The sequence below is a fragment of the Fontivita pretiosa genome, assembly GCF_050410795.1.
In the GTDB taxonomy this organism is placed as follows: Bacteria; Planctomycetota; Phycisphaerae; order Tepidisphaerales; family Tepidisphaeraceae; genus Fontivita; species Fontivita pretiosa.
On the sequence record NZ_CP191258.1, the window covers coordinates 5,159,442 to 5,178,674 of the forward strand.

Below are 19,233 nucleotides of genomic sequence, written 5' to 3' on the forward strand. Positions count from 1 at the left end.
AGCCAGTGGTTTGCAGTTTCCGGCTTTCCGGGGGCTATAATGTTGCGCCATGTCGCAACCTCAGAAAGGCCATCTTCTGGTTGCTTCGCCGAAGTTGCGCGACCCCAACTTCTATCGCACGGTCGTGCTTCTGGTGCAGCACGATGAGAACGGCACCCTGGGGCTTGTGCTCAACCGCCCGCTTCAGATCAGCGTCCAGGCCGCCTGGAAGGAACTGAGTCAAACGCCCTGCCAGTTGGAGGGCCCGTTGCACCACGGCGGGCCTTGTAACGAAGGGCTGCTGATGGCGCTGCATACGGACGAGGAATCGTCCGATCTGCAAATCGCCGAGGGTCTGCACTTCTCCACCAGCCGGGACTGCATCGAGCGCATCGTCGCCTGCCCCCCGGGCAACGTCCGACTGTTCGTAGGCTACGCCGGCTGGTCGCCCGGGCAGCTCGAAGCCGAGATCACCGAAGGCGCCTGGCTGACCACCAGCGCCACCGCTGAGCGCGTCTTTTCCGCAGGACAGGGAACCTGGGAGCAACTGCTTCGCGCGATCGGCAAGGCGACGCTGACGCAATGGATCAATCCAAGGCTGGTTCCCGATGATCCGTCAGTGAACTGATCGTCCGGCCGCGACTGCCTCAAACCTCTATCGGCTTGCCGTTGACGTGCACCTGGCGGATCAACAGTGGCGATGCTGCCAGCCACCGAGGGTCTTTGCGAATGATCGCGCCCGTGCGGCGGTCGATCTGTCCAAACTCCAGGACCCCGGTCGGGCAGCTCTGCACACACGCGCTGCACCGCACGCACTGCGGGTCGGCCATGGGCAGACCCTTGTTGGCGAAGTTCATCACGTCGATGCCCTGATGGCACACGCTGGTGCAGATGTTGCAGGAGATGCACTTGCTCTTGTCGGCCAGGATGCGAAACCGCGAAAACCGCGCGTAGATGTGCATCAGCGCCGCCAGCGGACAGGCAAACCTGCACCACACACGCCCGCTGAACCAGAAATACAGCCCCACTCCCAGAATCCCGGCCAGCAGGACATCCACCACAAACTTGTAGCTCAGCGCCTTGAGCTGCACACCCCCCGCGGTTGGCCCGTAGAGCATTGACCGAAAGACCGCGCTCGGCAACGAATCGGGAAAGATCCAGCCGACGATTCGCAGCACCAGCATGATCAGCGCCAGCCCCAGGATCACCTGTCCGGTCATGTTCAGCCGGTTCCACACCGGTCCGTGAGGCATTTTGTGGCGGTGCGTGTCGCCCAGGGTTTCGGCCAGCGCGCCGCACGAGCAGATCCACCCGCAATACGCCCCCTTGCCCCAGAAGTAGATCAGGCTCGGAATCAGCACAAACGTCTGAATGGAGCCAACGATCAGCCAGCCCCACATTGGCTGATCGGTGAACACGTTGTAGACCATCAGCGGCCAGGCGAGCACGAATCCGTACGACCGCCAGTAGGCGCGCTCCTCGCCAGCCGCGTCGTAGCGCTCGAAGAACACGTCGGCGATGCCCGCGCCTGGGGTGCCATCATGGAACCAGCCATTGCGCCCCATCCAGGGCAGAAGGATCTCCGGTAACACGAACAGCGGCAGCACCTGGATCAGCATCAGCGTCACGGTCTGCCAGGCTACGTAAGCGGTCCGCCGTCTGCGAATCCGCCGAATCCCGAAGATCACGACCAGCAGCGAGTACGCCAGCGTGTAGTAGAAACTCGGGCTTCGCGCCGAGGCCAGCATCGTATACAGCAGCGAGGTGCGTTGATTGGCGGCGGCGCTGAAGATCCGGCTGATCGCGTCTGTGAGGCTCGCGGGGTTCAGCTCATCCTGAAGCCACCCATAGCCCTTCCAGAGATACAGCCACACACAGAAGCACAGAAACGCCAGCAGTCCCGCGGTCGAACCGATGCTCCAATCCCCGCGGATTCTCACTCCGCTGCGACGCAGAAATTCCAGCGGCGGCTCGCGACCGATCATGGTGAAAACCACGTCGTTCGGAAGCGTGACGGTCCGCCCCTGCGCATCCTCCAGCTCGACTTCATTCTCGCGAATCGCGCGGACCGTACTCGACAGCATCAACCGGATCGTCCCCGGCTCTCTGAACCGGCCCATGTAGTCACCGATCGCGGTGGTCACACGCTCGGAGACAGGATTTTCGACCTGCACATCGGCCGCGGGATTTGCGATCAGTCGGTTCAGGCGCTCGATGTTGGCTGGTTTGGGCCGGGTGAACTCGGGTTTGCGATAGGAGATGGTGACATGCGCCCCGCACTCGGCCAGCGCGATCGCCGTCTCCAGCGCGCTATCTCCCCCGCCGACCACCAGCACGTTTGTTCCTGAAAAGTCCTTCGGATCGTGCAGCCGATTGTAGACCTTATTCAGATCCTCACCGGGCACACCGAGTGTGCGGAAATTGCCACTGCGACCGATCGCGACGATCACCCGCCGCGCCCGAATGCTGCCTTGCCCCTGTGCCAGAATCACTTCCAGCAGATCGCCGCGACGAACGACGCGCTCAGCCCGCGCGATCCTCGGAACAATGCCGCGCGCCACCGTCTGCCGACGAAGGTCCTCCAGCAGGGTCTCCTTCGGATGCACCTGCGAGCGAAACTGAAGCTGTCCCGCCGGCGTCATGTCCGTCGGGTAGGTATAGATCGGCTTGGCTTTGGGAAAGTTGACGATGGTCGAGAAAGGCTCGACGGCTTCGAGGATCTCGAACTCGAGGTTGAGTTTGCGGGCTTCCAGTGCGGCGGCAAGACCTGAGACGCCGGCGCCGATGATCAGCAGGTCAAGGACGCTACCGCCAGCCTGCGGATTATCGCGTCCGCGCGAGGCAAGGTTCTGCGCGATCGCCCGGGCCGCCCGCGCCCCCGAATCCGCCGCGAACTTCAGCAGCGGCACGCCGGTCAGGTCCCCCACGATGTACAACCCCGGCACGTTCGTCGAAAAGTCCGGCTCGACCTGCGGCAGCTTTTCCACCGTTCCCGCCGGCCACATGGTGTGCAACCAGCGCGCATATCGCGCAATCGGGTTGCGCCATCCAACGGGTCGCGGCGCGCGCGGCGGCGTGCGAAGCGATCGGGTCTGTGCTGACAATTCGGCGGCGGGCGTTTGCGGCGTGCCGCTCATAGGTCTCATCTTAGGCTCGAGGCGGCTCCGATCCCGCCGCACGCCTGCGGCTCAGGCCGACGTGGCGGTCATTTTGCCCTTGTCGGCGGCGGCGGCGTTGGCGCGCGCCGCCTCGCGCTGTTGCGCCATTTCCTGGACCGTCCGCGGCCTGATCCGCGCGGCGCCTTCGGTGCCGCGCAGTCTGACACGCGTACCGTTACGCTCGTGCTCCGCCAGCCGTGCGGCCGCGGCGGAAATCTGCTGCTGATACTGTGGCAGCCATTGCGCCTGTGCCACCAGCATCTCATCGGTCATCTGCCAGACTTCCTCCGGATCGCACACCGCACCAACCAGCGGATCGTGCAACATCGCCAGCCGCAGCAGCCCGATGTCCCCTCGCACCGCCGCCTCCATCGCCATCTCCTGCACGCGCACCGATGCGGCGCACGTCGCGGCACATCCCAGCGGCAGATCCCCCACCACCGGCATGTTGATCCCCGTGCGGTCAACATACCCGGGAATCTCGACGATGCATCCATCCGGCAGATTCGTGATGTGCCCGCGGTTGACCACGTTGAAGTGCCCGCGGTACATCCGACCCGTCTCCAGCGACTCGATGATATAGCTGCCGTGCTCTTCGCTGCGGTTTTCCGGCGAAATCTTCGGCGGCGGCTCCTTGAGCCAGTTGGGGAAGTCGGTCTCGAACCAGTTGCGTCCCTCGGTGCAGACGCGCAGATAACCCCCGGTCTCTCCGTTGATCCAGCTCGACAGATCGATCCATCGCGCAATCTCCTGCGGGCGTTTGCGATACCAGGGCAGGTATTCGCTGAGATGGCCGTTGGATTCCGTCGAGTAGTATCCGAACCGCTTGAGCACGTCGATGCGAACTTTCTCGGTCTGTCGATAAGTGGGATGCGACTCGAACAGCTCCGGCAGCTTCGGCACGAAGTCGATGCCCCGCCACTGCACCTTGATGAACCATGTCTGATGATTGATCCCCGCCGCCACTACATCCACTTCCCGTCGATGCAGCTTTTCTTCGGGCTTGAGCAACCCCTCACGTCTGGCCCACAGCTCGATGACGTGCGTGATCTGCCAGTGCGCACCCTGCACCCCATGACACAGCCCGATGGTGCGCACTTGCCCGTACTTGTTGCACGCCCATGTGTTCATCGCCATCGGATTGGAGTAGTTCAGCAGCAGCGCATCGGGTCTGGCCACTTCACGGATGTCCTTGCAGAACTCCAGCAGTGCCGGGATCGTGCGCTGCGCATACATGATTCCCCCGGCACAAATCGTGTCGCCCACGCACTGATCCACGCCATATTTCAGCGGGATATCGATGTCGAGCTGAAACGCCTCCAGCCCGCCCTGGCGGATCGTGCAGATGATGTAATCCGCGCCGGCAATAGCCCGGCGGCGGTCGGTGGTGGCTTCGACCCTGGCCGGCAGACGGTTGGCCTGGATGTCCCGCCGGCAGAGCTGCGCGACCATGTCCAGATTGCGTTGCGAAATGTCGGTCAGCGCAAACGTCGTCTCCGCCAGTTCCGGCACCGCCAGGATGTCCTGCATCAGCCGGCGTGTAAAGCCGATCGACCCGGCCCCGATCATCGCAATTCTCAACGCCATGTCCTGTCCTTGTCTGACTTTTTTGCCGTTGGTTTCTGGCTCAAGGCCTGCCCGTGGCACGACGAACCAGTTCCAATCCTTCCCGCGCCCGCTGCGAATTGGGGTCGATCTCCAGCGCCCGCTGGAACCGCGCCCGCGCCTGCTCGAATCGCCCCAGCTCTCCGTAGACAAACCCCAACGCCACGTGGGCATCAGCGTCGTTGGGAAGCAACGCAGTATACCGTTCCAGATATGGCACCGCATCGGGTTGCGGGCCGGGCCGGGCAAGCAATCGCTCGATCTCCCGCCCGTAAATCTCGATCGCCTCGCTGATCCGTCCCAGCTTCACCAGCGCATCGCCTCGCGCCATGCGGACCTTGTCATGGTGCGGGCGAAGTCGCTCCACCTCGTCGAACAACTTCAACGCTTCCTCCAGGTCGTGCCTGCTCGCCTCGTCGGTGCCGGCACGGTTCGACAGCAGCACGCCCAGGTTGTACCGCGCCATCCACGAAGATGGATTCCTGGCGATCGTGTCCCGCCAGAGCGTTTCCGCATCGCGGTAGATGCCCGCCTGCCGCCAGGTGAGCGTGCCCAGCACAATGCAAAGCAACGGGATGAGGGCCGACAATCGCAGGCGAGCTGCGCCCGCGACGATGAGCGCGATCATCGCCGGGGCCGAAAGGTACTGGAAGTGATCCGCCACGAACGAATACCGCATCGGGTAGGTGTTGAAGAACCCCAGCGCCGGAAAAAGCGTGCCGACGAAGATCAGCACGGCCGCTGTCGGACCCCTGCCCACCCGCCTGCGGTTCAGCACAACTAGAGCCAATACGACGACGACCCCGACCGCATACGCCCACTGCCACCACGCGAGCGGATCGATCTGCCAGCGCGGGTAGCTGAACATCAGTCGCACCGGAAACACGAGCTTGCTCAGGTAAAACCAGATGGCCCGCCCCGCGATCAGCACCCGATCCAGCAACGAAAGCTGCCAATCCTCCCCTGTCGCACCGACGTAAAACCGTTCCATCGCCGCCGTCATCAGTCCCATCCCGATTCCGGCGACAAAAAACGGCAGCAGCGCAACGACATCCCGGCGATGGATCCTCCCGTGTTTCCACCAGATCAGCACAAGCAGCACCGCCGGCAACGTTGCAGTGATCGTCTTGCTCAACAAGGCGCAGATGAACAGGACAAGTGCAATCGCGTAGGAGCTGCGGCAAGGCGATGGACGCACATAGGCCAGGGTCGCGAGTAACGCGAAGCACATTGCCAGCACGTTTTTCCGTTCGCTGATCCAGGCGACGGACTCGACATTGACCGGATGCAGTGCGAACACCGCCGCGGCCAGAAATGCTCCTCGCACCTCCAGCCGCCGAAGCAGCCGCCACAGCAGCAGTGCGTTGATCGAGTGCAGCGTTACGTTGGTGACGTGGTATCCGGTTGGGTTCAGCCCCCAGAAGCGATACTCGATCCAGAAGCTGGTGTGCGTCATCGGGTAATACTGGGGCGTGGCGCCCCAGCGGAACCAGATTCGCCACAGGCCGCGCAGGTTCCGCAGCGTCGGGTTTTCTGATACGTGCCGGTCGTCATCCCAGATGAACTGTCCGCGCATCGCCGGCCAGTAGCACGTGAACGTCGCGATGAAAATCGTGAAAGCGCCCGCCAAGCGCAGCGTCCGGCTCGACATCCACGCCGGATGTTCCCTAGCGTTGAAAAAGCCGATGGCAGGACCCTGATGAGCCAATTTGTGCAAACCCGGTTCGTGCTCTACGACGGCGGCTGCCGACTGTGTCGCGATTCGGTTCACATCATTCGGTATCTTGACCTGCTGCACCGGATCGTGCCACTGGACGCCGCCAACGACTGGCCACGCGTGCACGCCCGCTTCCCGCACATTTGGGAGCAGGACGCGATGCGCGACATGCACGTCGTCAGCTCCGACGGGCGGACGTATCGCGGCTACGACGGCTTCCGCTCGATCGCCTGGGCGTTGCCACCGGTCTGGCCGATCCTGCCGCTGCTGTACCTGCCCCCGATCCCGCAACTGGGTCGGCGTATCTACCGTCGAATCGCCGATGCCCGCTGCACGACCGCTTCGTGCGCCCTGGGGCCCGACGCCAGGTCGTAGCTGCGGCCAATCTCCCCAACATCCCGTATCCTCTATACAATCTCGACATGACTGCTGACCAGATCATCCCCGTCGCCATCAGCGACCCGATCAACGCCCGCATCCTGGCCGTCTCCGAGGACAAGCTCCAGGGCTTCTATCCCGACCCCATCGCGGAGATCTCGCGGCGCTGCGGCGTGGATCTGCCCACCGTCATCGAGCGAATCCGCGCCATGCTCCAGGCCGGCACCATCCGCCGCGTCAGGCAGACCCTGATGTCCACGAACCTGGCTCGCGGGGCACTGGTCGCATGGAAAGTCCCCGAGGAAAAACTCTCGCACGCGTTCGACTACATGTTCCAGCGCGATCCGTTCAGCGGGCACGTTGTCATCCGTTCCACCGATCAGCAGATCCCCGGCGCAAAGTATCGCCTCTGGACCACGCTCAAAGTCCCGCAGGGGTATTCGATGCAAAAGCATTGCCGATACCTGATGTCGCAGGTTGGCGCCGAGGCGTTTGTGCTCCTGCCGGCCAGGAAGCTGTTCGTCCTGGGCGTCGGCCACGTTCGCAGGCGCGGGCTGGAGCCGGGGGCCAAATCCGACGAGCTTGCCGACGCCACCGACACCGACATCGTTCAACTCAGCGATCTGCAGTGGCGAGTGCTGATGGAACTGAAACGCGAGTTCACGGCCGAAGAGATTCAACCCGACATCTGGCGGCCAAGAGCGCAGGCGATTGGAATCTCTCTGGATCAGTTCTGCGCCATCGCGCAATCGCTGAATCAGCGCAAAGTCATCGGGCGATTCTCGACGTTTCTGGAACACGTCAAGCCGCTGGTCACCGGCGAGCGAGTCACCCGCTTCAACGCCCTTTTTCACTGGGCCGTGCCCCCGGGGCTGGAAATCGACGCCGGGCGACAGGTCGGACGTTTCCACATTATGACCCACGCCTACTGGCGTGAGGCCGGGCCCGAGTTCGGCAACGTCAACATCATGGGCGTCGCCCACGGCACCGACAAGGATCTTGTCCTGGCCCACAAGCGCGCCATCGACCAGCACCTGGCGCAAGTCGGAATCCCCGTGAGCTACAGCAACGTCTTCTGGGGCGGGCGCAGCGAAATCAAACCCAGCGAGATCTCGCCGCTGGCCTATGAGCAGTGGTGTCGCCAGCGGGGCATCGATCCGCAGGACATGCGCGATTGAGGCTGCGGAGTGAGCCAGCCGGCGCAGCAAAAAAGGCTGCACGGTGGAGGGAAATTGTCCGTGCAGCCTGGCGGAGGAGGAAACGAGAGCGACAAAACAGGACGATGGTGGCAGTGAAAGTGCGCGTCGGGCGCGAGGTCCCAACTGCCACCGGTTCTTCAAGCAAACTGGCTTGTTATGCCCTTCATCGTCGGTATAGTCGTACACAAAGTGTGTGCCAGAGGCATGCGGACGCGGGGTGTGGCCGCTTGCAGGGCCTTGAATCGTGTTTTGTCGCCCACCATCGAATGATTGTTGACCAGAAGCGGCTCGTGACAACACAGAACCTGAACGTCATGACCGGGTGCGCCGGGCTGCGGGCCTGGCCAGTGGCGCGGCAGTCGCATGCAGCGTGCCCAAACTGTGCGCAATCCCCACGCCGCGACATCGCAGCCGTCCGGCAACGCATCGCAGCAGCACCAAGGCCATACAGATGATTCGCCCAGCACGCAATCACTTGGACCTGAAGCGACGAGGCAGGCCAGGCGGCAAACGAATCCATCTTTTCGTTCGCCGCCCGGGTCTGCGTGTGTTGGTGTCGCTGCTGGGCATCGTCCCGCTTTGCCTGATCGTCGCCGCGAGCGTGTTGCTTCACGGCTGCGCAACTGGCGGCAGTGGTGCCGCGGCGAGCGGCAACGCCCGAGCTCCAACCAGCCTTCAACCCCTGGATCTGAACAACCCCGTGACCCCGGCCACGCATGACGGGCCTGTCAAGCTCGCCGCCGCCAAGAACGAGTGGACCAGCTTTCAGCTCCAGCTCAGCGGCCTGCCGCCCGCCAACGACAAGACAGCCTACACGCTGCGCATCCAGCCACTGAATCTCCAGACGGCCAATCGCACCATCGAGGTTCGGCACTTCACGGCCTACCAGATCATCTCGATGCCGGTGGACCTGAACCGCGCGGGATTCGTGCGCCACACCGGCCTGTCGGCCGCGACACGGATGATGCCCCGCGCGCTGCTGCCGCTGCCGATCAACGAAGGGCGGATCAATCTCTCTGCCGCACGCGATCCCAACAACCCGACCGACCCAGGATCGCGAGCAGGAACAGCTCCGCTGATGCTCTGGATCGACCTGCACGTTCCGCCTGAAGCGCCGGCCGGAAACTATGCCTCCGTCTGCGAAGTCCTGAAGACCGGCCAGCAGAAGCCGATCGCTTCGGTTGCTGTCAACCTCACGGTTTATGACTTTGTTTTGCCGGATGAGCGGCATCTGCACCTGGTCGGCCAAATCGAGTGGGAGTCGCTCACGCGACTGTATGCCAATCGCTTCGAGGCCGTAACGCCCAAGCTGATCAACCGCACCGATCCGCGATACGCCGCCGCTGTCAAGACGCTGGATCAACTCGTTGCGCTGGCACAGGCGCATCGCGTGCAGGTCGTCGTGCCACGCTTGCAGCCGAGCGTGAAGTGGCCCGCCGGCCGACCCCCTACAGTCGATTGGCGGGATTTCGATGAGCTGGTCGGGCCGTGGCTCAAGGGTGACATCTTTCCCGACAAGGTTCCGCTGGGGTATTGGCCGCTGCCCGCGGATGAAAAGCTCTCCAACTACGATCCGAAGTCGCAGCAGGATTACTGGTCGGAGGCCGCGACCCATTTCGATCAGAACGACTGGCTTGCGCGATCCCCGGTGTTCATCGACAAGCCCACGCCGGGCCGCGCAGGCACGCATGAGGCAATCAAGCTGTCGGCCGATGCGGCGCTGGTTCTCAACGCCCATCCGCGGGTGCGGGTTGCCGTGCCGCTGGAAGACGACCAGGTGCAGTTCGCCAACCCGGGCAATCCCAACCTCGTGCCCACCAACGCCGCCACACGCCTGCTGACGGCCAATCCGGGCGTCGTGTTCTCCTCGCCGATCCAGAACTGGCCAGCCGCCTTGCCGAGGCCCCAACGCTGGCTTCGAACCGACCTGACCGGATTGATTCCCTACGTCGGGGCCGGCGGCGACGAACGCGACGTGCGCCTGTGGGCCTGGCTCAGCTTCCTGCCCCTGCCACCGCCTCCGATGGGAGTGCAGTACGGGCCGGTGCAGTTCATTCGCTGGGTTGGGGTGCTGCCTAAGGACAACTCCCCCACCGATCCGGCCGATCCCAATGAGCTGATCTGGTTCTATCCCGGCAGTTGGTTCGGCCTGGACGAGCCGGTGCCCACCGTCCAGCTCAAGTGGCTTCGCCGCGCCCAACAGGATTTCGAATACCTGTACCTGGCTCGACTCCGCGGCGACCTGATCAACGCCCTGTTCATGGCCAGGCTCATGACCAAGCCCGTCCAGCTTCAGCCCAATCAGCCACCGGATCCAACCTATGGCCTGATGTCCGGCACGGCCGACCCGAAGGCCTGGGACCAGGCGATCGACCTGCTGGCCAGACGCATTCTCCTTCGCGAGCCTGGTCAGGAGCTGAACAAAGACCTGGATTTCCGCCTCAACATCGAGACGCTTCAGTGGAGCCAGCCCCAGGAGCGTCCGGTCATCATGGGCCGCAGCACTCGCTGGAGCTGGGACGACACCGCCGGGCAACGATGGATCAAACTCTGGCTGGGAATCGATGTGTACAACGCCTCGGACTCGACCCCGGATGAGAACTCCCTGGCATGGACCAATCTCCCGCCCAACTGCGGCTGGCAGGTCCGGCCACAACCACGGCCCATCGAAGCCCTGGCCACGTATCAGGTTCGCCGTTTCGCGATCGAAGGCCTGCTCGATCCGACCAGGCTTTCCAAGATCACGCCTCAGCCCATCGAAGTCACCTTCACGCACGGCTTCACAAAAAAGACGTCTCAGGTTCGCATGATGCTGCCGGTGTCGATCACCGATCGTCGGGAAGGAATGCTGGAGCTGAACGGGGCGCTGGACGACTGGTCGCCGGAGGATGCCATCCAGAATGGGCCGCTGGTTCGCATGTTCAATCGCCCGGCGATTCAGAGCGGGCAGCTCCAGTTCGCCTCCACCCCCACCGAGATCTACACCGCCTGGGCGGATGAAAACTTCTATGTGGCCTTCAAGGTCGGGGGCATCTCGCAGTCGCCGGTTCGTGTCGTGCGAAACTTCGTCAACTATCAGGTCCGTCGCGCCTGGGGCGAAGACTTGACTGAGATCCTGATACAGCCTTTATACGCTGACGGATCCTCGGGCGCGTTGATGCATGTGGTCTGCAAGCCGACCGGACATTGGGTGGAAAAAGGCGTGGACCCCAGGATCAACCCCGAGCGCTGGCAGGCCTTTGAGGGCACGGGGGTGCGCTACGCGGCGACGATCGATGGCCCCGACTGGCGAGCTGAGGTCGCCATCCCTTGGCGTGCCATGGCCGCCGAATCCGCGCGCGATCTGCCGGTCATGCTCCGCTTCAACTTCACCCACCACCGTCATGACACCGGAGAAAGCGCCAGTTGGGCTGGTCCGATCGACTTCGGCCGCGACGATGCCTTCACCGGCATCCTGCTTCTTCGAGAGCCGGACGTGCCGGGACTGGCGCGGCCGTGAACGGACCGTTGCTTCACCGTTGGGCCGCTGTCCAGTCGTGCTGCCCACGCCGCTCGTCCGAATGATTCGCTTCGTCGCCGCCTGCGCGAAACGCGCATCCGAACCGCCGAACTGCCCCCGGCGGGATTCGAACCCGCACGGCCCTTTCGGGCCAGAGGATTTTAAGTCCTCAGCGTCTGCCGTTCCGCCACGGGGGCTGACTCCACGGCACTCAAACGATTCTATCACTACAGCGCTACTCCTGCTCAAGGTGACCCTGCCGCGTGCGGTATGACTTGCTGAAAAGCAGGTCATGGATGACCGAGGAGCAACTCGCCTCGTTGGGTCCGGCATTGACAGACTACCTGCATGGCTTTGACTCCTGTTTCGTGAACTGCAAGACTTGGCATGCTTGGGCACCTGTTGCTGCGGGCTGCTCAGTGATCTGAGCCGCAAGAGCGTCGAGCCCATCGCGCTGGCCGCCGGATGCGCTGTGCGAACACTCCAGGAATCCCTCGCCCAGCATGCCTGGGACCAGGATGCCCTGCTGACGCAGATTCATCGCCGGATCGTCCATCAGCATCTGCCGGCCCTTGGACAGCCGCGGGCCGATGAGCTGGGCGTCATCGGCCTGATCGATGAGACCAGCGTGCCAAAGAAAGGAGACAAGACGCCCGGTGTCCGACGGCAATACTGCGGGACCCTGGGCATGGTCGACAACTGCATTTTCACCGTCCACCTGGCCACTAAACATGGCGATTTCCTGGCCCTGCTCGACTCGGACCTGTTCCTGCCCGAAGCATCCTGAGACCAGGACCGTCAGCGTTGCCGACAGGTCCACATTCCCGAGGACATCACCTATCGCTCCAAGTGGGTCATCGCCCTGGCCCGCTCGGGCCTGTAGACTCTCATGACAACTGGATCAGGTTTTGGGGAGCAGGCCACCGACTCTGCCCAATTTTACATTGCCCCTGCCGTTCGTTCGCGTGTAGGCCATGTAACAAGTGGGGTTTTCATGGGTAAGGCGAAACGCGAGCGCGGTAAGCTCAATCAGACCGACACACGGCCTGATGAAGTGCGTGTCGCGTCTCGTCGCAAGGCACTTCTCATCGCTGGTATCTTCGGTTGTGCTGTGGGGGTAGCCGCTACCGCTGGTGTGATCGCCGTCCGTTCCGCGCACGCGCCCGCCGCCGTCGCCGTTCATTTCGAACCAACTACGCTCGCAACGCTGCTGACGATGACGCGCGATCAACTGGCGGGTGTCGATGTTGCGCTGGTCAATCTGTGTGCCCAAGGTCTATCCGGCGCGTTCGGGGATCCAAGAAGGGGTGCTCACCTGCAACGAGCTATTCCCAAATCCTGTGGACGGCCGCGACAGGTTAAGCGGCGATTCGTTCTCCGTCGACGAACACGATGCCGTCGATCAGGTCCTGCAATCTCTCGCTCCCGTTCAACTTTCTCCAGCGTGACTCGGCCTTGCGGGCCAGTTTGAAAGCCATGGCGATTCCCGCCTCACGAGAGCCCGGGCCCTTGGTGCGGTAGGTTCGCAGCCGCACCGTCGCGAACGTGCTCTCGATCGGGTTGCTGGTCCGCAGGTGCTGCCAGTGCTCGGCGGGAAAGTCGTAGAACGCCAGCAGCTCGGCCCGATCCTTCTCCAGACAATCCGTGGCGCGCGGCCACTTGGCGCCGTACACCTCGATGAAGCGGTCGAACGCCTTGGTGGCATCCGACCGGGTCGCCGCCATCCAGATCTGGTGCAGCATCGTCTTGGCCGCCGGCTGCTCGCCTTTGGGCAGCTTGTCCAGCACATTGCAGGTCTTGTGCACCCAGCAACGCTGATGGCGGGTCGAGGGGAACACCTTGCCCAGGGCGATCCAGAAGCCCAGGGAGCCGTCCCCCGTGGCCAGCCTGGGCGCGATCGCCAGCCCGCGGGATTTGCAGTCCAGCAGCAAGCTTGTCCAGCTCGTCTCGCTCTCGCGCTGCCCATCGACCATCGCGATCAGCTCCTTGCGGCCATCGGCAGTCGCGCCCATCAGCACCAGTAAACACGGGCGATCGTCGCTCAGCCGGCAGCCGAAGTACAAGCCATCGGCCCAGACATAAACGTAATGTTTGCCCGACAGATCCCGCCGGCTCCAGTCTTCGTATTCGCCGTGCCAGACCGCCAGCATCCGCGTCACGCTGGTGGCCGACAACCCCGATCCATCGAATCCCAGGTGCACCAGGGCATCGGGCATCTCGCCGGTGCTGATCCCCTTGAGATACAGCCACGGCACCAGTTCCTCGATCGCACGGGTCTTACGCAGGTAACGCGGCAGGATCTTGCTGGTGAAGCGGAAGCGCACGCCGTTCTCATCGACGCGGCGGTCGTCCACCCGCGGTTGATGCACTTCGATCGGGCCGACGCCGCTGAGGACCGTCCGCGGCTGGTGATGGCCGTTCCGCACCACCAGGCGGTGGCCGGCATCGTCCCGATGATGCGCGTTGGCGTTGATGTAATCGGCGACCTCCTCCTCGATCGCCTTCTGAAGATAGCGGCGGGCGCCCTCGCGGGCGATCCGTTCCAGGGTCAAATCGACCACTGAATCGGTTGCCAGCCGCAGGGCAAGCGTGGATGATGACATGTGGCGTATCCTTCCTGGCCTCGTGGGCCAAACGGGTTCCTGAATCAAACCAGTTACCCAGGGTACGCCGCTTTTATTGCCGCGTCACCGTCCACAGCTTTTGGTCATAGCTCCCTGCAACTTGCCAATATCGTTGATCGGGACCATGGCCGAGTTGCATGGAATGATCTTTGAGAGTCGGTGGCACGGGATATTGGATATCAACTTCAAGAAATACCTTCTCCTGCTCGCATATAGCATGTCGGAAATCGTGTTCGCCGGCACTCCGGGCAAGTTGCTACTTGGATGGAAAATTGCTGGAGCGTGTTATCAACTTCCGCCAATTCCGGCGAATAGGCATTTCAGCATCAGACACGCGGCGGCAATGAAATGCAGTCCTGTTGCTTCACACGCGACCGGTCCTGCTGGTCGGCTGGCGTCACATGCAGCGCCAACAGGTGTCCCAGCGTATCCACCGCCATGTGAATCTTTGATCCCTTCTTTCGCTTCGCTCCGTCGTAGCCGGCGCGGTGCCCGCTCTCCGGTGTGCTTTGCAGCGTGCGTGAATCGATCACGCTCGCCGAGGGATTGGGATCACGTCCCTGCGCCATCCGCAACAGTTCTCGCAGATCATGCACCATCGCTTCGAACACGCCAGCAGCGATCCATCGCTGCACTTGCTGGTACACCGCTTCCCAAGGCGGAAAGTTGTGCGGCAGATATCGCCAGGGCGAACCCGCCCGCACGATCCAACGCACGGCATTGAACACGGTGCGAAGATCGTGCACTCGCTGCGGGGCATCTTCACGCATCAAAGTCAGATACGGAGCGACGAACGCCCACTCGTCATCCGTGACGTCAATGGGATAGGGCTTCCTTGCCATCCCAGCACTATCGCACGATCATTCACAAAAGTGCATAACACGCTCTAGCACCTCGCCGCCCGGCAGTCCTGTGATTCCACCGAGGTCGGTTTAGATCCGCCCACTCCCGCCGAAGGCGGATGAGGTCGTTCAGTATCACGCCCAAGGCGTAGAGGAAGCTGCCCGCCGTGGCGTACTGCTGGGCGGCCCTGGTGCTGTTGATGCCCGGCCCCTGCCAACCAAAGCTTCCGCCGTTCGCCAGCCCGGCCTTAAGCAGCGCGGTCGTCCCGGCGAGCAGCCCCGTCCAGCCCCTTGCCCGCGCCCTCTCTCGACTCGGAGGCCTCCAAACGCTCCCCGTTCCGGGGGTGATCCACCTGCCACAAAGAGCGAAAATGCTTGCTCATGGATAACCCCGGCGGGCGAATTGACGGTGCTCGGCCGCGTCCGTAGCATCGCGATCGGTGTCGAATCCACGTGCAATGGGCCGTCAAGCAACGAGTCTGAATCGAGACTGGCGTTTCATCCGCGCGGATGTGAATGGTGCGGAGGGAGTCGATTTCGATGATGGCGCGTGGCAGCGCGTTGGGTTGCCGCACACGTTCGACCTGCCCTATTTCCGCACGCCGGAGTTTTATGTGGGGTATGGCTGGTATCGGCGGAGATTCGAAGACCCAAGGGCAGAGGGCAGAGGGCAGAGGGCAGAAAGAGGAAAAGGCAGCAGGGTTTTTCTCGAGTTCGACGGGGTGTTCCAGGTGGCGGAGGTGTTCGTCAACGGTGCCCGCGTCGGCGAGCACAGTGGTGGGTACACCGGGTTTTCCATCGATATCACCGATGCGGTGCAACCCGGCCAGAACCTGCTGGCGGTGCGGGTCAATAACAACTGGAGCCCGCGGCTTCAGCCCCGGGCCGGCGAGCACATCTTCAGCGGCGGGATCTATCGCGACGTCCGGCTGGTGAGCACGGATCAACTGCACGTGACGTGGAACGGCGTGTGGGTCACGACCCCGGCCGTGTCGCACGAGTCCGGGGGCGTCAGCGTCAGGACGGAGATCCGCAACGCATCTGCTGATGCGAAGCGCTGCACGTTGACGACATCCGTCGTCGATCCCGATGGCTCGATCGTGGCATCGATGACATCGACGCAGTGGATCGATGCCGGGCAGGCAGTCGAGCTCGATCAGACCAGCGATCGCATCGCCAACCCGAAACTGTGGCATCCGGATCATCCGCATCTGTACACGGCGCGGACGGAAGTGTCCGATGGCGATCTGCTGGTCGATGCGTGTGAAACGCCATTTGGGTTTCGCTGGTTTCAGTGGACGGCCGACAGGGGGTTTTTCCTTAACGGCCAGCACCTGTATCTCCGCGGCGCCAACGCGCACCAGGACCACAGCGGCTGGGGGATCGGAATCACCCAGGCGGCGTGCTGGCGGGATGTGCGGCTGATCAAACAGGCGGGGTTCAATTTCGTCCGGGGGGCACACTATCCGCATCACCCGGCCTTCGCCGATGCCTGCGATCGACTCGGGCTGATCTTCTGGTCGGAAAACTGCTTCTGGGGCAAGGGCGGCTTCGGGCCGGAGGGATACTGGAACGCCAGTGCCTACCCGGTTAATCCCGACGACTTCGAGCCGTTCGAGCAGCACTGCAAGCAGAGCCTGGCGGAGATGATCCGCATCAATCGCAACCATCCGTCGATCGTCGTGTGGAGCATGACCAACGAAGCGTTCTTCACCTATAACCTCGATCGAGCCAAGGCGCTGATACGCCAGCTCGTGAGGCTCAGTCATGAGCTGGATCCGACGCGTCCGGCGGCGATCGGCGGCGCACAGCGAGGCGGCGTGGACAGGCTCGGCGATGTCGCAGGCTACAACGGCGACGGCGCGCGGCTGTTCATCAACCCCGGCGTGCCGAACATGGTCAGCGAGTATGGCGCCATCAGCAAGCCCCACGACGCCTACGATCCATTCTTCGGCGAGCTTCAGCCCGAACAGTTTCCCTGGCGCAGCGGGCAGGCGATCTGGTGCGGGTTCGATTACGGCAGCATCGCGGGCAAGCAGGGACTGAAGGGGATCTGCGATCATGCCCGGCTGCCCAAGCGAAGCTGGTACTGGTACCGCAATGAGTATCTGAGAATCCCGCCGCCTCAATGGCCCGGGGAAGGCATCCCCCGCCGCCTGCGCCTCAGTGCCGACAAGACGAGCATCGAAGGCACCGACGCGACCGACGATGTACAGATCGTCGTGACCGTCTGCGATGAAGAGGGAAAGCACATCAGCAACTGTCCGCCGGTAACCTTGACAATCGAATCCGGCCCGGGCGAGTTTCCGACCGGAAGATCGATCACGTTCCGACCCGACAGCGACATCATGATCGTGCAGGGACAGGCGGCGATCGCGTTTCGCTCGTATCACGGCGGGCCGAGCGTCATCCGCGCCACTTCGCCCGGACTGGAGGATGCAACGATCACGATCACGACGCGTGGCGAGCCGATGTTTGTGCCGGGGCAAACGCCGCTGGTGGAGGATCGGCCATACGTGCCGCCGCCACTTTCCGAGGCGGCCCGGCAGGCGATGAAGAACCTGGTGAACGTCGCCCGCGACCGCCCGTGCCTGGCCAGCAGCGAAGCGCCCGGGCACCCGGCGCGGCTGGCCAACGACGCCGATCCCGCCACGCACTGGCGGGTACGCAACGACGATCAGTGCGCATGGTGGCAGGTGGATCTGGAAGGGTTCTATCAGATCTCGGGCAGCCGGATCACATTTCGGCATGAAGGCAACTGGCGGTACACGATCCAAACATCACAGGACGGACACAACTGGGTTGCAGCCGTCGATCGCAGCGCCACGGCGAGCACATCGTCGGTTCGCAATGACATCTACCCGCCGGGGACTGTGGCCCGATATGTACGCGTGAGCTTCCGCGGTGCCCCGGCCGTCGAAGTGGCCGAAGTGGAAGTGCATGGCGTGCTGTCGCTACGATGAGGGCGACGTTCGCGCTGCTCGAATACGGGCAGACAGACGCAGATTTCCGGAGGTTTGATCACGTGGCGAAATTGAGGCTTGGCGTACTGGGGCTGGGCGAGGGGCGAAGCATCATCTCCGCGGCCCTGAACAGCCCGATGTGGGAACTGGGCAACATTTGCGACATCAACGAGGAGTTGTGCAGGGAGCGCGCCGCGGAGTTCCGACTGCCGCGGTACACGCTGCGATTCGAGCAGATGCTGGAAGACAAGAGCATCGACGTGATCGGCATCTACACCCCCGACCCGCTGCATGCCCAGCACATCCGCATGTCGCTCCAGGCCGGCAAGCACGTGATCTGCACCAAGCCGCTGATCGACAACCTGAAGGATGCACACGGCCTGCTGGAGGCGCAGCGGCAGAGCGGCAAGCTCGTGTTTGTCGGACAAAGCTCGCGGTTTTTCGCGCCCATGATCCGCCAGCGACGCGACTACGAAGCCGGCAAGCATGGCAATCTCTTTTCCGTCGAGGCCGAATACAACGCCGACAACCGCTGGTTTCTGCAGAAGTCCTGGGCGAGGGCCGGCGGGCTGAAGTGGCTGTACGGCGGGCTTTCGCATCCGGTGGATCTGGTCCGCTGGTATCTGCCGAACATCGAGCAGGTGATGGGCTATGGCATGCTGACAGAAAATGGTCGGGCGCTGGGCTTGCAGCACGACGACTCGATGCACTTCATTATGAAGACCAGCGACGGGAAGATCGCGCGGGTCAGCGGCTGCTACAGCGCCCCGCCGCAGCCGCACATGCGCGACAGCCACATGAGCTGCGTGCTGCGCGGCGAGCGCGGCGCCAGCCAGGCCGATTACTACGACCTGCGCTACTCCACCCACTTCAAGGGCGAAGGGTGCATCCTCTATGACCTGGAGCACGAGGCGCCCTACTACTTCCGCTTCGGCGGGCGCGGGCATCACGCCGGCGAGTATCAGAACTACATCGAGTACTTCGCGCGGTGCCTGGAGCAGGGCCAAACGCCCAAGCCCGATCTGGCCGAGGGGATCGTCACTGTCGCGGTGATGACGGCGATGGAGCGCAGCCTGGACAGCGGCCGACCGGTGACCGTCGCCTCGATTCTTCAGGAATACGGACTGGAGCACTTGGCTGAAAAGTGAAAGCTTTTTGCGGATTTCGTAAAAATCCGCAGGCAGTTGAATGGTGTAGAATGACTGTCTGCCGCTCGCAGGAAGGGCGGGCGTCAACCCGCGGTCATCAAGCTGGATTCAGAAAGGACAC

At 63.0% G+C, this 19,233-nt stretch carries 12 protein-coding genes, 1 tRNA gene and 1 pseudogene; 7 read left to right on the forward strand and 7 right to left on the reverse strand.

Translation table 11 applies throughout. The features are described from left to right. The first annotated feature begins 49 nt into the window (after nucleotides 1-49). Complete coding sequence (locus ACQS5P_RS20950; protein ID WP_428938567.1) at nucleotides 50-607, forward strand: YqgE/AlgH family protein; 558 nt, start codon at nucleotides 50-52, stop codon at nucleotides 605-607. 19 nt (nucleotides 608-626) lie between these two features. On the opposite strand, the gene ACQS5P_RS20955 is transcribed toward ACQS5P_RS20950, so the two are convergent. The 3 genes from ACQS5P_RS20955 to ACQS5P_RS20965 are packed head-to-tail and all read right to left on the reverse strand — an operon-like array spanning nucleotide 627 to nucleotide 6,393. Further along, a complete protein-coding gene (locus ACQS5P_RS20955) occupies nucleotides 627-3,116 on the reverse strand; it encodes an NAD(P)-binding domain-containing protein (protein WP_428938568.1) in 2,490 nt (829 codons plus the stop codon). 51 nt (nucleotides 3,117-3,167) lie between these two features. Then, a complete protein-coding gene (locus ACQS5P_RS20960; RefSeq protein WP_428938569.1) occupies nucleotides 3,168-4,724 on the reverse strand; it encodes an alpha-glucosidase/alpha-galactosidase in 1,557 nt (518 codons plus the stop codon). 40 nt (nucleotides 4,725-4,764) lie between these two features. Continuing rightward, nucleotides 4,765-6,393, reverse strand: a complete 1,629-nt coding sequence (locus ACQS5P_RS20965) for a tetratricopeptide repeat protein (protein WP_428938570.1) — start codon at nucleotides 6,391-6,393, stop codon at nucleotides 4,765-4,767. A gap of 48 nt (nucleotides 6,394-6,441) precedes the next feature. Here ACQS5P_RS20965 and ACQS5P_RS20970 point away from each other — a divergent pair, with 48 nt between their 5' ends. The 3 genes from ACQS5P_RS20970 (at nucleotide 6,442) to ACQS5P_RS20980 (ending at nucleotide 11,535) form a co-directional block, all read left to right on the forward strand. Further along, on the forward strand, nucleotides 6,442-6,834 hold the full coding sequence (locus ACQS5P_RS20970; protein ID WP_428938571.1) for a thiol-disulfide oxidoreductase DCC family protein: 393 nt from the start codon (nucleotides 6,442-6,444) through the stop codon (nucleotides 6,832-6,834). Nucleotides 6,835-6,881: 47 nt separating this feature from the next. Next, nucleotides 6,882-8,015 (forward strand): Lrp/AsnC family transcriptional regulator, encoded by a 1,134-nt coding sequence (locus ACQS5P_RS20975; protein ID WP_428938572.1) that lies wholly within the window; start codon nucleotides 6,882-6,884, stop codon nucleotides 8,013-8,015. Nucleotides 8,016-8,487: 472 nt separating this feature from the next. Beyond that, entirely contained in the window at nucleotides 8,488-11,535 is a 3,048-nt protein-coding gene (locus tag ACQS5P_RS20980) for a hypothetical protein (protein WP_428938573.1), read from the forward strand. Between the two features lie 112 nt (nucleotides 11,536-11,647). Here the strand turns inward: ACQS5P_RS20980 and ACQS5P_RS20985 are convergent. Continuing rightward, nucleotides 11,648-11,732 (reverse strand) — tRNA-Leu (locus tag ACQS5P_RS20985). A 185-nt stretch (nucleotides 11,733-11,917) separates the two neighbouring features. On the opposite strand from ACQS5P_RS20985, the gene ACQS5P_RS20990 reads away from it, so the two are divergent. Further along, nucleotides 11,918-12,322, forward strand: a complete 405-nt coding sequence (locus tag ACQS5P_RS20990; protein ID WP_428938574.1) for a transposase — start codon at nucleotides 11,918-11,920, stop codon at nucleotides 12,320-12,322. Nucleotides 12,323-12,436: 114 nt separating this feature from the next. On the opposite strand, the gene ACQS5P_RS20995 is transcribed toward ACQS5P_RS20990, so the two are convergent. The 3 genes and pseudogenes from ACQS5P_RS20995 to ACQS5P_RS21005 form a co-directional block, all read right to left on the reverse strand. Beyond that, nucleotides 12,437-12,808, reverse strand: a complete 372-nt coding sequence (locus ACQS5P_RS20995) for a hypothetical protein (protein WP_428938575.1) — start codon at nucleotides 12,806-12,808, stop codon at nucleotides 12,437-12,439. A gap of 85 nt (nucleotides 12,809-12,893) precedes the next feature. Beyond that, nucleotides 12,894-14,138, reverse strand: coding sequence for an IS256 family transposase (locus tag ACQS5P_RS21000; RefSeq protein WP_428936970.1), 1,245 nt, complete (start codon nucleotides 14,136-14,138; stop codon nucleotides 12,894-12,896). 383 nt (nucleotides 14,139-14,521) lie between these two features. After that, a pseudogene (locus ACQS5P_RS21005) lies at nucleotides 14,522-15,001 on the reverse strand (IS5 family transposase); the annotation flags it as partial. Nucleotides 15,002-15,459: 458 nt separating this feature from the next. Here ACQS5P_RS21005 and ACQS5P_RS21010 point away from each other — a divergent pair. Further along, nucleotides 15,460-17,964, forward strand: coding sequence for a glycoside hydrolase family 2 protein (locus ACQS5P_RS21010; RefSeq protein WP_428938576.1), 2,505 nt, complete (start codon nucleotides 15,460-15,462; stop codon nucleotides 17,962-17,964). Between the two features lie 62 nt (nucleotides 17,965-18,026). After that, nucleotides 18,027-19,112, forward strand: a complete 1,086-nt coding sequence (locus tag ACQS5P_RS21015) for a Gfo/Idh/MocA family protein (protein ID WP_428938577.1) — start codon at nucleotides 18,027-18,029, stop codon at nucleotides 19,110-19,112. Nucleotides 19,113-19,233 lie beyond the last annotated feature (121 nt).